Consider the following 16,215-nt stretch of genomic DNA (forward strand, 5'->3'; position numbering starts at 1 on the left):
TTTTTGTTGTCGCTCATTAGGCGACTTAACTATCTTATCACAACCAAGTTAGTGAGTCAATAGTTTTTTTATTTCTTTTTTTTGGCTTGCTTGCTGTCTTGCAGCAACAGATATTAATATACCACCTATATAAGAGGTGCGCAATACATTTTTATTAAAAATATACACCATTATTAAAGAAAAACTATTCTTATTTTTCCGCTTTTGCTTAGCGTGGACACTTGCAGGCCAAGAGCTAATCTTTCTCTCTTAATTGTCCGCTCCCGCTCTTAAAAACCCCATTTCCTTCTATAATAAAAAAGCTGGAGGCAGGCCCGGTTGATCGGGTCTGCCTCCAGCAGGCAAAAAAGCTGCGGCCTTATTTTTTCTATTAACGGTGGCGCATCAGCGGGAACAGCAGTACATCCCTGATGGAAGGGGAATTTGTCAGGAGCATGACAAGGCGGTCAATCCCGATTCCCAGTCCTCCTGTCGGCGGCATACCGTATTCAAGGGCTTCAATAAAGTCATCATCCATCATATGCGCCTCATCATTTCCTTGCTCGCGCTCTTTCAGCTGTGCTTCAAAGCGTTCACGCTGGTCGATAGGATCATTCAGCTCCGTGAAGGCATTAGCGTGCTCACGGGCAACAATGAATAATTCAAAGCGGTCAGTGAATCTCGGATCCTCTTCGTTCTTTTTCGCAAGAGGGGAGATCTCAACAGGATGCCCGTAGATGAATGTAGGCTGAATCAGCTTTTCTTCTACTTTCTGTTCAAAGAATTCATTGACGATATGGCCATATTCCATTGTTTCTTTGATTTCTACATTATGTTCCTTTGCAAGGGCCTGGGCCTCTTCCTTGCTCATCTGTTTCCAGAAGTCTACACCAGTATGCTCCTTAATTGCATCAACCATATGAAGTCTTGTCCATTCCGGCTTTAAATTCACTTCATAGTCACCGTATTGGACAGTCGTAGTTCCAAGGACTTCTTCAGCTATATGCGCAACCAGGTTTTCGGTCAGGCTCATGATATCGCGGTAATCTGCATAAGCTTCATAAAGCTCGATCATTGTAAACTCTGGGTTATGCCTTGTAGAAACACCTTCATTACGGAATACGCGGCCGATTTCATACACTTTCTCCAGCCCGCCCACAATCAGGCGCTTTAAGTGCAGCTCGATTGCGATACGCATATACAGTTCCATATCAAGAGCATTGTGATGGGTAATGAACGGGCGTGCAGATGCTCCTCCTGCGATTGAGTGCATCATTGGCGTTTCCACTTCAAGATAGCCGTGGCTGTCCAGATAGCGGCGCATCGATTGAATGATGCGGCTTCTTGTAATGAACGTCTTTTTGCTTTCCTGGCTCATGATCAGATCCAGGTAGCGCTGGCGGTATCTTTGCTCAACATCCTTTAAGCCGTGGAATTTCTCAGGCAGCGGACGCAGTGACTTGGTCAGAAGCTCGAATGCCTCCACCTTGATGGAAAGTTCGCCAACCTTTGTCTTGAACAGTGTGCCTGTTACGCCGACAAGGTCGCCAAGATCAGCACTGTTAAAGATTTCATAGCTTTCTTCCCCTATAGCGTCCTGTCTTACATAGATCTGGATCTGGCCCTTAAGGTCCTGGATGTGTGCAAAGCCCGCTTTTCCTTTTCCTCGCTTTGTCATGATCCGGCCGGCAAGAGTGACAGAAATATTCTGTTCTTCGATTGCTTCTTTCTCCTGTTCGCCATACTCATCAATCAAATCCTGGGTCTGATGGGAACGCTCAAATCTCTTACCGAATGGATCCATTCCTTTTTCCCGCAGGCTATTCATTTTTTCCCTGCGGACTCTCATTAAGTCATTTAACTCTTCACGGCTTTCGCTCACGGAAAATCATCTCCAATACTGATCTTTTTATGTAAACCCTCATTCAGGAACATCAGGTTTGTTTTGTATACTTCTATTATTTTACACAATTGACGTGAAACAGACATCATAAATGCAGAAATAGCGAAAAACTGCCAGCAAACCACTGGCAGTTTCTAATTATAACAAAAGTGTTTCAGATAGAGAAGAAAATGATAGCATGTTAGCCTGCCTGGATTTCCTTGGCTTCCGCATCAAGAGCAAGCGCATTAAGGAGAGTTACAAGCTCTTCTCTTGTATTGCATTCATTGACTGCATTGCGGGCCTTGCCATTCCCTCTTATTCCCTTTAGATACCAGGCCGCATGCTTTCTCATTTCGCGCACAGCGATATACTCGCTCTTCAGGGCAATCAGGCGGTCAAGGTGAAGGATGCATACATCTATTTTTTCACGCACAGATGGTTCATCCATCAGCTGCCCCGTTTCGAGGTACTTAACGGTACGGTAGATCATCCACGGATTCCCGAGTGCAGCGCGTCCAATCATAACGCCGTCCACCCCTGTTTCTTCCAGCATTCTTTTCGCGTCCTGCGGAGTCTGGACATCGCCGTTTCCAATCAGCGGTATGGAGATATTCTGCTTCACTTCTTTAATAATATCCCAGTTTGCCTGGCCTTCATACATTTGTACACGCGTCCGTCCATGAAGGGCAACTGCCTTTCCTCCGGCACGTTCGACAGCCTGGGCATTGCGCACAGCATATATATGGTCATCGTCCCAGCCCATCCGCATCTTAACGGTTACAGGCTTTGAAACAGCCGCTGTTACAGCCGAAACCATTTCATAAATTTTATCGGGATCCAGCAGCCACTTGGCGCCGGCATCACATTTGGTGATCTTCGGAACCGGACATCCCATATTGATATCAATGATATCAGCGTTTGTATTTTCATCTACAAACTTGGCGGCTTCAACCAGTGTATCTTTTTCTCCGCCAAAAATCTGCAGGCTTAAAGGCTTTTCCCGCTCATCTATATACAGCATGTTCATCGTCTTTTCATTTTTCATGACGATTCCTTTATCGCTGATCATTTCGGCACAGACGAGGCCTGCCCCGAATTCTTTAACGGTCAGACGGAAGGCTGAGTTGCAGATTCCGGCCATCGGCGCCAGGACAACAGGATTCTTCATCTCAATGTTGCCAATCTTAAGCATGTCGGTACCTCCTGTTTCTTTCAATCTCTATTAGTCAATCTCCTGTGTCGGAGTTAATTCTTCAATGCTGATTTTCAATACATGCGCTACCTGGACGATGAAATCATCAGCGGGCATACGATTGCCCCTTTCAATTTCGCCAAGTACAGAGACTGAGACACCCAGCTCCTTCGCAAAGCTTTCCTGTGTAAAACCTTTTAATTTTCGAAAAGCCCGAATACGTCTTCCCCATTTTTCTGCTTCCATATTCGCACTCCTTCTCTATCAGGTATTTCCTCCAGCAATGCTTCAAGAGGCGTGTCCATTACCGGAACATCCGTTCTCTCCCCTATTTCAGCAAGAGGCACAATGACAAATGCCCGTTCCTTCATTCGGGGATGAGGAATGATAAGGTCCTCTGTTATCATATTTTCATGATTATACAGCAGAATGTCAAGGTCTATAGTGCGCGGACCCCACCGGATATCCCTTTTTCTGCCAATCTTCTGCTCGATGGACATGCATGCTTCCAGCAATTCATGCGGCGATCTGTCTGTATCTGCAGCTATGACCATATTTAAGAATTCCCCCTGGTCCTCGTAGCCGACCGGATCTGTTTCATAAATGGAAGAATAACTTGCCAAATCTATTCCAGGATGCTCTGAAAGCATTCGGATGGCTTCCTTGAGATTCGCCGCTCTGTCCCCCATATTGGAGCCCAATGCGATAAATACCCTATTTTCCACGCTTATCGTCCCCTTGTAATTTCAACTGCTACAGAATCATAGTGGCCAGGGATCGGCGGATCCGGCTTGATGACTCTGACGGTTACTGAGCTGATTGCAGGGAACCGCCCCAGCATCTCAGCAGATATTTTTTCAGCCAGCGCTTCTACGAGTTTGAACGGCTTTCCTTCAACAACCTCTTTGCAGACCTGATAGATCTCTCCATAATTGATGGAATCCTCGAGATTGTCGCTTTTACCCGCTTTCTCTAAATCCGTCTCTACAATTACATCAACAGCAAAACGCTGTCCTAGCTTTGTTTCTTCGGGAAAAACACCATGATAGCCATAGAATTTCATATTATTTAAATATATTTTATCCATGCAGCTCCCCCTTCCCCATCAGGGCATCCATCATTTTCGCCAGACGGCTCATCTCCTTTACATCATGGATCCTGATGATCTGGCAGCCTTTTTGGATGCCATAGCAGACGGTTGCCCCTGTTCCTTCCACCCTTTCCTCCACAGGGAGATCAAGGATGGTGCCGATAAAAGATTTCCTTGAGGTACCCAGAAGCACCGGATAACCGAGACTGGTGATTGTGTCAAGATTCCTCATCATCTCAAGATTGTAAGGCAGGTTTTTCGCAAACCCGATTCCCGGGTCAAGAATGATATTTTCCTCTTTAACCCCCGCATTCCTGGCAATATGGATGCTTTCATACAGATCATTGAGCACATCTCGGACAAATACGGAATAATCCCTGTTTTCCCGGTTGTGCATCAGGATGATGGGTACCTCAAGCCTTGATGCCGTTTCTGCCATCTTAGGGTCCTTCTTCGCCCCCCACACATCGTTGATGATGTGGGCGCCCGCGCTGATGGCTTCTTCTGCCACAGCCGCTTTATAGGTATCGATCGAGATTGGCAGAGGCACTTCCTTCGCAACCGCCCTGATCACCGGAATCACCCGCTCAAGCTCTTCTTCTGCAGAAACCTCGTCAAAGCCCGGCCTTGTCGATTCCCCGCCCACGTCAATGATATCAGCTCCGTTAGCAGCCATCTCCAGCGCATGCTTCACCGCCTTGTCAGCATCAAAGTATTTTCCTCCGTCAGAAAAAGAGTCGGGGGTCGCGTTCAGGATCCCCATCACTAATGTTTTTTTTCCATAGTCCAGCTCATATGGCCCGCAATTTATGATTTGTCTGTTCATCTCTGTCCCTCCATTAGAAGTCCTTCTCGTCCCCATAGATGACTGCTGTATTTCCTGTACTCTTTGTGCAGCATTCCGGCAAGAAGGCCGGCGCCCCCTGGAAAAGAAACACCGGCAAAGCTTGCGGCAGGTGCAATCTCCTGAATGGAGTTGGTAACAAACACTTCGTCTGCACGCATCATTTCCTCTGCCTGATAAAAGCCTTCCTGCACCTGCAGGCCATTTTTTTCGGCAAGCAGCAGCACAAATTGCCTGGTGATGCCGTTCAGGATGCCCGTTTCCAAGGATGGGGTATATAAAATATTCCCTTTCGTCCAGAAAAGATTAGAGACAACCCCTTCAGCCAGAAACCCTTCTTTTGTCAGAAAGATCCCTTCCTGTCCAGGTGTATTCCCAAGCTCTCTTTTAGCAAGGATGTTGTTCATATAGTGGTGGGACTTCAGCCGTTCATCCCCCTCTGGCGTATTGCGCCTCATTTTGAGGAGGACCAGCTGTTTTTCCGCCATTTCCCCCGCTGGCGGCAGCGGCCGTGCAAAAAGGATCGTCTGGGGGCTGCTGTAAACATCAGGGGGGAGGCCAAGCTCTTCAATGCCTGCAGATACATTCAGCCTTACATTGGCATTTGTGCAGCCATTCCGTTCCAGCACCATGCTGATTTTCCCCGCTAGTTCCTCTCTTGAAAAAGCAGCTTCGATATTGAGAGTGCTGAGCCCCCGGTTAAGCCTGTCCAGATGATCATCCAGCAGAAACGGATGGCCATCATATACCCTGAATGTTTCGAAAAGCCCCATTCCGTAGAGAAAGCCATGGTCAAAAGGCGAAATCACCGCTTCTTCAGCTGAAACAAGCCGGTCGTTTATTAAAATATGCATACTTAAGCCCCAACCATCTTAGCATTTTTATAATGGGCGATGAAGTTGCTTAATAGTACTTTCCCCGACTGTGTCATGATGGATTCTGGATGGAACTGGACACCTTCTGCACTCAAGGTTTTATGGCGGATGGCCATGATTTCGCCTTCCTCTGTCCATGCAGAAATTTCAAAGCAGTCTGGCAGGGTTTCTTTTTTCACAATCAAAGAGTGATATCTGGTTGCCGGGAAAGGGTTCGGCAAACCGGCAAAAATGGTTTTGCCGTCATGGTAGATTTCCGAGGTTTTCCCATGCATCAGCCTTTCTGCCTGCACAACATCCCCGCCGAATGACTGGGCAAGAGACTGGTGACCAAGGCAGACGCCAAAAATGGGGATCTTTCCTGCAAAATGGGAGATCGCTTCCAGGCTGATTCCTGCTTCATTCGGGCTGCAGGGTCCTGGGGAGATCATCAGAAAAGAAGGGCTGGCTGCTGCAATGTCCTCCAGTGCCGCCTCATCATTTCTTTTTACAACCAGCTCTTCTCCCAGTTCCCCCAAATATTGAACGAGATTATAGGTAAATGAATCAAAGTTATCAATCATATAGATCATATCAGATGCTCCCCGCCATTCTCGGCCAGCTCCTTCGCCTTCCAGAGGGCCATCGCTTTTTTGAGTGATTCTTTATATTCATGCTTCGGATTGGAGTCGATGACAATGCCGGCTCCTGCCTGCACATGGGCCTTGCCGTCTTTTACGAGCATTGTGCGGATGACGATATTCAGCTCCATATCCCCGTTGAAGCCGATCCATCCGATTGATCCTGTATACAAGCCCCTTCTGACAGGCTCCAGCTCTTCAATGATCTCCATCGTCCTGATCTTCGGCGCCCCGGTAATCGTCCCGCCGGGAAAAACAGCATCTATGACATCATAGGGAGATTTGCCTTGTGCGAGAACTCCCCTGACATTGGAAACAATATGCATCACATGGGAGTACTTTTCAATCACCATGAATTCATTCACTTCCACTGATCCGTATTCGGCAACACGGCCGAGGTCATTCCGCTCCAGGTCTACAAGCATGACATGCTCTGCCCGCTCCTTCTCATTCTGGATCAATTCCTCGGCAAGCCTCAGGTCCTCCGCTTCATCGGCCCCTCTCGATCTAGTGCCCGCTATCGGCCGCGTGCTGATCTCCTGCCCGTTCTTCTTGACCAGCAGCTCAGGCGAACCGCTGACAATCTGGTAATCAGGTGTATGGATAAAAGCCATATATGGCGACGGATTGAGCTGGCGGAGCTGGTCGTACACATCAATCGCTTCGACACCGATCGGTCTTGTCTGCCTAACCGACAGATTAACCTGGAATACATCCCCCTTGGAGATGTAATCCTGAATCCTGCTTACCGCTTCCTTGAATTCTTCTTCTTTCATTGATACTTCAAGATCTTCGCCAGCCTGTGTTTTTTCCGGGATATAAAGGGCAGGAACAGTGCCTGTCCAGCGGCTCACCCAGTCATCCGCCCTTTTTTCAATACGGCCGGCATCAACTGAGGAATCATATAAAAACAGAAGCCAGAGTTCCTCCTCTTCATGATCAAAGACAAACCATTCCCTGAACAGAAAAAAATGGACATCAGGAAGCTCTAGGTCGTCTTTTGACCAGACTGGGAGCTTTTCAACATATCTTGCATAATCATAGCTAATATATCCAATTGCCCCTCCCTGGAAGTCCGGCAGCTCTTCCAGCCTGTCAGCTTCATAGCGGCCCATATATTCCTTCAGGCAATGAAGCGGATTACCTTCCAGCAGCTCTGTACCTGCTTGGGTTACAGCCTTAAGCTGCACGCCCCGGCCAGTCAAGATCACTTCCGGGTCAAAGGCTGCCATGCTGTACCTTCCGCCACGTCCGCTCTCCAGGAGGACATGATTCTCTTTGCCTGCAGATAAATGACGGTAATGCTGATAAAACTCTGTATATGTATAAGCAGTTCTCCTGCTGTAGATTGACAGCTTCTCCAAACTGAACACTCCCATCCCAATAACTACTTTTCATCATACATGATTTGGAGCCGCCAGGACAGGTCCTCTGCTCTCTGTAAAAGCAGAAAAAAACAGCAGCCGGGCGGCTGCTGCTCTTTGTATCTTCTATTCTTCGAACTGGTACAGCGGTGTGCTCAAATAGCGCTCCCCGTTGCTCGGGATGATAGCAAGGACTTTCTTGCCTTTTCCGAGCTCTTTGGCAACTTTGAGGGCCGCATAGATGGCTGCACCTGATGAGATTCCACCCAGGATTCCCTCTTCTTTTGCCGCACGGCGGGCATATTCAAAGGCATCATCATTCGTTACCTTGATTACCCCGTCATATACTTCAGTATCAAGGATATCCGGTACAAACCCGGCGCCTATGCCCTGGATTTTGTGAGGGCCCGGCTTCCCGCCGGAGAGGACCGGTGAATCTGCGGGCTCTACCGCATAAATCTTAACTGAGCCAAACTTCTCCTTAAGCACCTCTCCGGCACCTGTGATCGTTCCGCCAGTGCCGATTCCTGAGATGAAAGCGTCGACCTGATCCATCTGTTCAGCAATTTCCTTTCCTGTTGTCCTTCTGTGGACCTCTGGATTGGCTTCGTTCTTGAATTGCTGAGGCATGAAATAGCCATGCTCCTTCGCCAGCTCTTCAGCCTTGCGGATCGCTCCTCCCATTCCCTCAGGCCCTGGAGTGAGCACAAGCTCCGCTCCATAAGCGCGAAGAAGATTGCGGCGCTCCATACTCATCGTTTCCGGCATGACGAGGATGGCCTTATAGCCTTTCGCTGCTGCGACCATCGCCAGTCCGATCCCAGTGTTCCCTGAAGTCGGTTCGATGATTGTATCACCGGCTTTCAGATTCCCATCCTGTTCAGCAGCTTCAATCATGGCAAGCGCAATCCGGTCCTTGACGCTGCTGCCTGGATTCATATATTCCAGCTTCAAGTAAACATCAGCACTATTGTCATCTGTCAGCCGGTTCAATTTGACGATCGGGGTCTGCCCGACCAATTCTGTAATCGAGTTTGCTACACGCACCATTTACATCCGCTCCCTAATCCGAGTATTTTTATTGGTTTTATAAAAAACTTAACAGCGCAACAGAGAATTGTCAATCAATATGCAGTCAAATCGACCCTATTTTTTAGAATTTTCTTTTAATAAAGGAGCCTTGGAATTCACTATGTAGTATTATATACCCTCATGCCTGCCTTTATGTTGCGGATAAACAAAAACGGACAGGCTGCCTGTCCGTTTTCATCCTATTGCTTTTCTTCCTGTTTATCATAGAAAGAGTCGACCTTGATTTCATTCCAGAAAGGTTTGGCCGAAGCTGGGGTGTCCATCTGCTCGAGAGCGACCTGCCGGCGGATTTGGTTTTTCACATCCTTGAAAGCATAATTGCGTCCATCCAGATGCTCATGCAGCAGGATTACTGCATACCCGTCCTCTACTTCAACCGGTTCACTCCATTCCCCTTCTTTCAGCTTTGCCGCTTCATCAATGAAATCCTGTGAAAAGCGCTCATCCTCTTCGCTGATGAAGCCAGTTTCCCCGCCCTGGTTTGCGGTGAATTCATCAATCGACCTCTCCATGGCCAGTACCGGGAAGCTGGAGCCATTTTCAAGCTCTTTTATGGTCTGTTCAGCTTCCTTTTTTGTTTTAACGACAATTTGGGAAATATGATAGGAATCCGGAACCTGAAAAAGACTCTTATTTTGATCATAATAGTCCTTCATTTCCTCTTCAGTCACCACAACATCCCTTGTCAGCAGTTCCTCCAGGAGCAGGCTGTATTTAATCTGCTCCTTCCACTTGCTTTCATCAAGCTGCTGCAGCCGGTTGCCCTGGTACATGGTTTTGACCAGCGTGAGCTCCCTTTCGACCGCATCCTTTGATACCTCAACATCGTATTTCTCCGCCATGGCTCCGATCACTTTCTGGTCAATCAGATCATTCAGCACTTCCTTGCCATAGCGCTGCTCCATTTCGTTCAGCCATTCTTCTCTCGTAATTTTATCTTTTCCGACCTCGGCCACTGTTTCCCCGCTGCCGGCAAACAGCACAGCTGGCCTGATAGTCAATAATAAGATAAAAATGATGTTCAAAACGAACAGGCTGGCAATAATCAGCCAAAGATGCTTTTTTTTCACAGTTTCCTCCCCCAGAAAACAGCTTTATACCGCTTCGCTTTTTAGTGCCTCAAGCTCTTCTTTTGAGTAATGGTATTTTTCGTTGCAGAAATGGCATTGGGCTTCTGCTTCGCCGTCTGTATCGATCATATCCTGGATCTCATCCCTGCCCAGGCTGATGATGCTCGTTGCAAACCGCTCCTTGGAGCATGTGCATTCAAAGGATACTGGCATTTTTTCCAGAATCTTGACATTTCCCTCTCCAAGAATCTCATTCAAGAGCTCTTCCGGTGTAAGGCCTTTTTCAATCAGCTTGGACACAGGAGGAATTTCCTTCAGCCTGTTCTCAATTCTTGTAATTGTCTCTTCATCTGTTCCTGGAAGGAGCTGAAGAATGAACCCTCCAGAGGCAAGAATCGTATTGTCCGGATTTACAAGAACACCGACTCCGACAGAGGAAGGAAGCTGCTCAGACATAGCAAAATAATAAGTGAAATCCTCTCCAAGCTCACCTGAAACGATTGGCACCTGTCCTGTGAAATGCTCTCTCATCCCGATGTCCTTGACGACAGTCAGCATGCCATCAGTACCGACTGCCCTGCGGACATCCAGCTTCCCTTGCTCATTCAAGTCGAAATGGGTCTGCGGATGTGTCACATAGCCGCGGACCTCTCCCTTAGAATTGCTGTCAACCAGGATTGGGCCAAGCGGGCCGCCGCCTTCAATTTTGATGGTCAGCTTTTCCTCGCCTTTCAGCATCGCCCCCATCATCACACCTGCAGTCATTGCCCTGCCAAGAGCAGCAGAAGCCGTCGGCCACGTGTAATGCCTTCTTTGCGCCTCTCCCACCGTATCTGTGCTGCGGGCAGCGTACGCACGCACCTGTCCATTAAAGGCAAGCGCCTTAATCAAATAATCTTCCATCTTGTACTCCTTTCAAAGCTGTATTTCCTATTTCTTTATACTTTCCCTATTTCGTTTATAAATTAACTGTAATCCTTTCAATGTTAAAAACGGGTCGACAATGTCGATCATATTTGATTCCTGGGCAATCAGATTGGCAAGTCCACCGGTGGCAATGACCAATGGATTTTCATCACTCTGGTCCTTCATCCTCTTCACGATGCCCTCTACCTGTCCAACATATCCGTACACAATGCCTGATTGCATGGCGGCTACCGTATTCTTGCCGACAATATGTTCAGGACGGGCAATTTCTATCCTCGGAAGCTTAGCGGCCTTTGAATATAATGCCTCAGTCGAAATGTTGACGCCTGGTGCAATTGCTCCGCCCATATACTGCTTATCAGCATTAATATAGCAGTAAGTTGTCGCAGTCCCAAAATCGACGATGATAAGCGGTCCGCCATACTCATGGATGGCTGCAACTGCATTGACGATCCTGTCAGCGCCCACCTCGCGCGGATTTTCATACTTGATATTAAGACCGGTCTTAATGCCGGGGCCAACGACAAGGGGCTTATGATGAAAGTACTTCTGGCACATTCTTTCAAGCGCAAACATGATCGGCGGCACAACCGAAGAAATAATGATGCCATCTATGTTAGAAAATGAGAGATTCACATGCTCAAAAAGAGATTTCACGATCATCCCATATTCATCTTCTGTTTTATTCCGGTTCGTCTCTATTCTCCAATGGTGCTTCAGCTCTTCGCCATCATATACACCAAGCACAATATTTGTATTTCCCACGTCAAATACAAAGATCAACATTCTCACCACTTTTATAATTTTTCTAACACAAACACACTGCCAACATCATATCACAACTCCTGCCGAATCGTAATAGAAAAAGACCTGCACCCTGTCCTTGCCCGCCAGGAGATCCTGCATGCCTGAAAACAGACGCTGCTGCTGAGCCTGTGCCCATTTAAAGATACCCTTATTGTTTCCCAAAAAGCAAAAAGCTGACTCAGGCGGCCAGATTGTGGCTTTCCTGAGTCAGCTTCTTTGTCGATTATAGGTCGCGCTTTTCGTCAGCGCTGCCGGTTGGGCCGGCATCATCCTTAGGTGCAACCGGATCATTTGAATCTGCCGGATGGATTTCCTTCACAGCATCTTCATCTTTCTTGATGTTGATATTGACCTTCACATCATCTGTGCTTGCGTCGATCACTTTGCGGTCAGGCAGCTTGCCATTGTCCACAAGGCTCTTGATCTGTTCAGCATCAAGAGTTTCAACTTCCAGAAGTGTGTTGGCAATCAAGTCAAGCTTATCGCGGTTTTCTGTAAGGACTTTTCTTGCTTTTTCATAACACTCTTTAATGATGCGCTGGATTTCCAGGTCGATTTCGTAGGCAATCGCATCAGAGTAGTTCTGCTCGTTGTTGAAGTCCCTGCCAAGGAACACTTGGCCCTGGGACTGTCCGAACTGAAGCGGTCCGAGCTTATCGCTCATACCGAATTCAGTCACCATTCTCCTGGCAATGCCGGTTGCGCGCTGGAAGTCATTGTGCGCGCCTGTGCTGACTTCGCCAAAGACAATCTCTTCGGCAACACGTCCGCCCAGGAGGCCGACAATCTTATCCAAAAGCTCCGGCTTCGTCATGAAGTATCGGTCTTCCTTCGGCAGCATGACGGCATATCCGCCAGCCTGGCCGCGTGGAACGATGGTTACCTTATGGACCATTTCAGCCTCATCCAGCATGACACCGATCACAGTATGCCCGGCTTCATGGAATGCCACGATATTTCTTTCTTTCTTGGAAATGACGCGGCTTTTCTTGGCAGGTCCGGCTATAACTCTGTCCGTCGCCTCATCAATATCGGTCATATCGACTTTTTTCTTATTCTGGCGTGCCGCGACAAGGGCAGCCTCATTCAATAAGTTTTCAAGGTCGGCACCTGAGAAGCCTGGCGTCCTTGCTGCAATAGCCTTCAGATTTACAGACTCATCAAGCGGCTTATTGCGGGCATGTACCTTCAGTACTGCTTCACGTCCATTAACGTCCGGACGGTCAACAGTGATCTGGCGGTCAAATCGTCCCGGACGCAGAAGGGCCGGGTCAAGAATATCCGGACGGTTCGTTGCGGCTACGATGATGATTCCTTCGTTAGCCCCGAATCCATCCATTTCAACAAGCAATTGGTTCAGCGTCTGTTCGCGCTCATCATGGCCTCCGCCAAGTCCGGCGCCACGCTGGCGTCCCACTGCATCAATCTCATCAATGAATATAATACACGGTGCATTTTTCTTGGCGTTCTCAAACAGGTCACGCACACGGGATGCACCGACACCAACAAACATTTCAACGAAATCGGAACCGCTGATCGAGAAGAACGGTACGCCTGCTTCACCGGCAACAGCACGCGCCAGCAGGGTTTTACCGGTACCCGGAGGTCCGACCAGAAGCACCCCTTTAGGAATTCGGGCCCCAAGATCCGCGAATTTGCGTGGATCCTTCAGGAACTCGACGACTTCTACAAGTTCTTGCTTTTCTTCATCCGCACCAGCAACATCCTTGAAGCGGACTTTCTTTTTTTCTTCACTATAAAGCTTGGCTTTGCTCTTGCCGAAGTTCATGACCCGGCTGCCGCCGCCCTGTGCTTGATTAAGCAGGAAGAAGAACAGGATGAAAATGATGATGAACGGAATGATGCTAGTGAAGAATGTTACCCAGCCGCTCGTTTCCTTGGCAGGCTGTACATCCACCTTCGCATTGGCTGCCGCCTCATCTATGCGGTCCAGCAGATTGTCGCTGTTCCATACATATGTGATAAAGAATTTATCTTCATCATAGCCTTCAAGCTTGCCCCGCACCTCAAATACCCCGCGCTCAGGCTGCATTGAAAGCTCTGTTACCTCGCCGCTGTCCAGGTAACCGACGAATTCGTCATAAGATATATGGTCTGTCGGCTCATTGTTGCCGTTAAAGAAGCTGACAACGCCTATAATGACTAAAAAGATTAATAAATAAAAGATGGTATTCCGGAAGATCCGATTCATCCCTTACCTCCTCCCACGGTAAACAAACTATATTGTATAGTATCATAGTAAATCATGCCAATTCAAGAAATTACACTTTTGAAAACCGGGCTGGTCCATGCTTTTAGCAAGGCTTGTCATAAACCTCTCACATATAGGATTGCTTAATCATTGTTTGTGTATACTTCAGGCTTCAAAACCCCTATATATGGAAGGTTGCGGTATCTTTCCGCATAGTCAAGGCCATAGCCAACCACGAATTCATCCGGAACGATGAACCCTACATAATCGGCTTTGATATCTGCCTTTCTGCCGGTCGGTTTATCCAGAAGAGTGACAATCTTGATGCTTTTTGCTTTCCTGTAGCGGAACAGTTCAACCAGATAGCTTAGTGTCAGGCCGCTGTCGATGATGTCTTCAATGATCAGGATGTCCCTGCCTTCCACTGAAGTATCCAGGTCTTTCAGGATTTTGACTTCTCCGGAAGAGACTGTTGAATTGCCGTAGCTGGAAACGTCCATAAAGTCCATCTCAAGATACGTATCAATGCGCTTCAAAAGGTCTCCCATGAAAGGCATTGCCCCTTTCAGGACGCCGATTGCCAAAGGATAGCGGTCCATATATTCCTCAGTCAGCTGCTGGGCAAGCTCTTTAGTCTTTGCCTGGAGTTCCTCTTCGGAAATTAGTACTTTTTCGATATCGTTTTTCATGAATAGTGTGCCCCCTAGAAGATCAATGCTTTATATATGTTAAAAAAATATTCCTGGTGTCAGAACCTGCAGGCAGCATATAAGCAGATTTGCTCAATCCGGGAATCCAGAGGATTTCCCCGCTGCTGTCAGTCACGATGGGCCAGCTGTCCCGTTCATGCAAAGGGATTTTCCTGTCGATAAAAATAGATTTCACTTTTTTCGTCCCGTTCATTCCTTTTATCGTCATTCTGTCCCCGGCTTCGCGGGTGCGGACAATAAGCGGAAAACGCACATTATCCCTGCTGACTTCAAAGCAATTCAGATCTGCCGTTCCTCTATGATCTCCGCTCTCTCCTGCCAGTAGGGCACCGGCGCTCGGAAGCTCGATTTTTCCGGGCTGATTTATCTTAAAACGATAGGCTTGCACCTCAGAGTGGCTGTACCTGAAATGGCAAAAGCCGTATGATCGCACAATTTTTAAGCCGTTTGGGAAATCAAGTGAACCGGAAGGATGAGGATTGTTCAATATTGAAAATATCTTCTCAATATGTAAGGCGGATAATGATGCAGGCCTCTCTTGATAGAGATAGTTTAATATTAGTTGAATACCTCTCCTTTGTAAAGGCATTGGCATTAGCATGAAGCGTTCTGCATCAATCGTGATTTCGGCATCTTCCTTCTTCTTCATTACTGTATTCATTTCCCGGGCCGTTAATTCCTGAAGGAGCTGTTCATCGCCGCGCAGCTCTTCGCTGAAGCGCTGAAAATGAACATGGGCCTGCGGGTTTTCCGACTTCAGGAATGGTAGGACGTTTCTCCTGAAACGGTTTCGGCTGTAAACATCCTTTTCATTGCTCGGATCTCTTCGGGGGTCCAGCTCATTGCTTAAACAATACTCTTCAATCTCTCCCCGCTCAAGGCACAGGAAAGGACGGATGATCTCCCCGCCGCCAAACGGACGGGAGAAAGGGATCCCTGATCTTGCTTCCCCTGTGCTGCCTCTTGTCAGCCGCATCAGGATGGTTTCCATCTGATCATCCCCATGATGGCCGAGTGCCAGGTATGATGCCCCTGATGCCTTCATGGCCTCTTCAAAAAAGCGGTACCGGCATTCGCGCGCCGCCGTCTGGGAGCTTTTACCGGATTCCTTCATATATGCCGATACATCCTCCCTCCTCATCTCAAACGGAATGTTCCGCTCTTCACAAAAGGATTGGACAAACCGGGCTTCCTGATAGGATTCCTCACCCCTGAACATATGGTCAAAATGAATCGCCGCGGGTTCAGCTCCCCACACCTTGCGTTTTTTCCACAGCAGGTGGAGAAGTGCAAGGGAATCGGGGCCTCCGGACACGCCTACAAGCACCTTTTTGCCTTCAAGCCGCACACCATGATGCCGAAGGAAAGCTTCGGCTTTTGCATCAAGCATAATAAATTCTTCCTTACCTGAAAAATCTATAGTCCCTTATACCCCTGGTGATGGGTGAATAACCTTATTGAAGGAAACTACTATATTAAGAATAGCATCTTTGCCTGCAATCTCCAAAGCATAACCCTGATGGAATGCATATCGCATCCAGGGGGCTT

At 47.8% G+C, this 16,215-nt stretch carries 16 protein-coding genes; all 16 read right to left on the bottom strand.

The window, feature by feature from the left end; translation table 11 throughout:
* Positions 1–370: 370 nt before the first annotated feature.
* Complete coding sequence (gene lysS, locus ABU165_RS23435) at positions 371–1,828, bottom strand: lysine--tRNA ligase (RefSeq protein ID WP_318061048.1); 1,458 nt, start codon at positions 1,826–1,828, stop codon at positions 371–373.
* A 235-nt stretch (positions 1,829–2,063) separates the two neighbouring features.
* Entirely contained in the window at positions 2,064–3,056 is a 993-nt protein-coding gene (gene dusB, locus ABU165_RS23440; RefSeq protein WP_022543213.1) for a tRNA dihydrouridine synthase DusB, read from the bottom strand.
* Between the two features lie 30 nt (positions 3,057–3,086).
* Positions 3,087–3,302, bottom strand: a complete 216-nt coding sequence (locus tag ABU165_RS23445; RefSeq protein WP_009796137.1) for a helix-turn-helix domain-containing protein — start codon at positions 3,300–3,302, stop codon at positions 3,087–3,089.
* Complete coding sequence (folK, locus tag ABU165_RS23450) at positions 3,254–3,781, bottom strand: 2-amino-4-hydroxy-6-hydroxymethyldihydropteridine diphosphokinase (RefSeq protein WP_318061039.1); 528 nt, start codon at positions 3,779–3,781, stop codon at positions 3,254–3,256. Before folK ends, ABU165_RS23445 begins: the two co-directional genes overlap by 49 nt.
* Before the next feature lie 2 nt (positions 3,782–3,783).
* Positions 3,784–4,143 (bottom strand): dihydroneopterin aldolase, encoded by a 360-nt coding sequence (gene folB / locus ABU165_RS23455; RefSeq protein WP_009796139.1) that lies wholly within the window; start codon positions 4,141–4,143, stop codon positions 3,784–3,786.
* Entirely contained in the window at positions 4,136–4,972 is an 837-nt protein-coding gene (gene folP, locus ABU165_RS23460; protein ID WP_094769618.1) for a dihydropteroate synthase, read from the bottom strand. The genes folB and folP overlap by 8 nt, the downstream gene beginning before the upstream one ends.
* Positions 4,969–5,844, bottom strand: coding sequence for an aminodeoxychorismate lyase (gene pabC / locus ABU165_RS23465; RefSeq protein WP_224952366.1), 876 nt, complete (start codon positions 5,842–5,844; stop codon positions 4,969–4,971). The genes folP and pabC overlap by 4 nt, the downstream gene beginning before the upstream one ends.
* 2 nt (positions 5,845–5,846) lie before the next feature.
* Entirely contained in the window at positions 5,847–6,437 is a 591-nt protein-coding gene (gene pabA / locus ABU165_RS23470; protein WP_009796142.1) for an aminodeoxychorismate/anthranilate synthase component II, read from the bottom strand.
* A complete protein-coding gene (locus ABU165_RS23475) occupies positions 6,434–7,849 on the bottom strand; it encodes an anthranilate synthase component I family protein (protein ID WP_318061040.1) in 1,416 nt (471 codons plus the stop codon). The genes pabA and ABU165_RS23475 overlap by 4 nt, the downstream gene beginning before the upstream one ends.
* 126 nt (positions 7,850–7,975) lie before the next feature.
* Positions 7,976–8,899, bottom strand: a complete 924-nt coding sequence (cysK, locus tag ABU165_RS23480; RefSeq protein WP_022543210.1) for a cysteine synthase A — start codon at positions 8,897–8,899, stop codon at positions 7,976–7,978.
* 221 nt (positions 8,900–9,120) lie between these two features.
* Positions 9,121–10,011: a peptidyl-prolyl cis-trans isomerase gene (locus tag ABU165_RS23485; protein ID WP_009796145.1), complete on the bottom strand. Its 891-nt coding sequence runs from the start codon at positions 10,009–10,011 to the stop codon at positions 9,121–9,123.
* 24 nt (positions 10,012–10,035) lie between these two features.
* A complete protein-coding gene (gene hslO / locus ABU165_RS23490) occupies positions 10,036–10,914 on the bottom strand; it encodes an Hsp33 family molecular chaperone HslO (RefSeq protein WP_009796146.1) in 879 nt (292 codons plus the stop codon).
* 27 nt (positions 10,915–10,941) lie between these two features.
* Positions 10,942–11,721 carry a type III pantothenate kinase gene (locus ABU165_RS23495; RefSeq protein WP_165352714.1) on the bottom strand — a complete coding sequence of 260 codons (780 nt, stop codon included), beginning with the start codon at positions 11,719–11,721 and terminating at the stop codon, positions 10,942–10,944.
* 247 nt (positions 11,722–11,968) lie between these two features.
* Positions 11,969–13,957: an ATP-dependent zinc metalloprotease FtsH gene (ftsH, locus tag ABU165_RS23500; RefSeq protein WP_009796149.1), complete on the bottom strand. Its 1,989-nt coding sequence runs from the start codon at positions 13,955–13,957 to the stop codon at positions 11,969–11,971.
* A 143-nt stretch (positions 13,958–14,100) separates the two neighbouring features.
* Complete coding sequence (gene hpt, locus ABU165_RS23505) at positions 14,101–14,646, bottom strand: hypoxanthine phosphoribosyltransferase (RefSeq protein ID WP_009796150.1); 546 nt, start codon at positions 14,644–14,646, stop codon at positions 14,101–14,103.
* 22 nt (positions 14,647–14,668) lie between these two features.
* Entirely contained in the window at positions 14,669–16,057 is a 1,389-nt protein-coding gene (gene tilS / locus ABU165_RS23510) for a tRNA lysidine(34) synthetase TilS (protein ID WP_318061041.1), read from the bottom strand.
* Positions 16,058–16,215: the final 158 nt, after the last annotated feature.

The organism is Cytobacillus sp. T106 (assembly GCF_040492155.1).
GTDB lineage: Bacteria > Bacillota > Bacilli > Bacillales > Cytobacillaceae > Bacillus_AB > Bacillus_AB infantis.

Excerpts from the sequence above, each read along its gene's own strand:
- hpt (WP_009796150.1), bottom strand. The coding sequence starts at position 14,646 with ATGAAAAACGATATCGAAAAAGTACTAATTTCCGAAGAGGAACTCCAG.
- lysS (WP_318061048.1), bottom strand. The coding sequence starts at position 1,828 with ATGAGAGTCCGCAGGGAAAAAATGAATAGCCTGCGGGAAAAAGGAATG.
- pabA (WP_009796142.1), bottom strand. The coding sequence starts at position 6,437 with ATGATCTATATGATTGATAACTTTGATTCATTTACCTATAATCTCGTT.
- cysK (WP_022543210.1), bottom strand. The coding sequence starts at position 8,899 with ATGGTGCGTGTAGCAAACTCGATTACAGAATTGGTCGGGCAGACCCCG.
- ABU165_RS23445 (WP_009796137.1), bottom strand. The coding sequence starts at position 3,302 with ATGGAAGCAGAAAAATGGGGAAGACGTATTCGGGCTTTTCGAAAATTA.
- pabC (WP_224952366.1), bottom strand. The coding sequence starts at position 5,844 with ATGCATATTTTAATAAACGACCGGCTTGTTTCAGCTGAAGAAGCGGTG.
- ftsH (WP_009796149.1), bottom strand. The coding sequence starts at position 13,957 with ATGAATCGGATCTTCCGGAATACCATCTTTTATTTATTAATCTTTTTA.
- folB (WP_009796139.1), bottom strand. The coding sequence starts at position 4,143 with ATGGATAAAATATATTTAAATAATATGAAATTCTATGGCTATCATGGT.
- hslO (WP_009796146.1), bottom strand. The coding sequence starts at position 10,914 with ATGGAAGATTATTTGATTAAGGCGCTTGCCTTTAATGGACAGGTGCGT.
- tilS (WP_318061041.1), bottom strand. The coding sequence starts at position 16,057 with ATGCTTGATGCAAAAGCCGAAGCTTTCCTTCGGCATCATGGTGTGCGG.
- dusB (WP_022543213.1), bottom strand. The coding sequence starts at position 3,056 with ATGCTTAAGATTGGCAACATTGAGATGAAGAATCCTGTTGTCCTGGCG.
- folP (WP_094769618.1), bottom strand. The coding sequence starts at position 4,972 with ATGAACAGACAAATCATAAATTGCGGGCCATATGAGCTGGACTATGGA.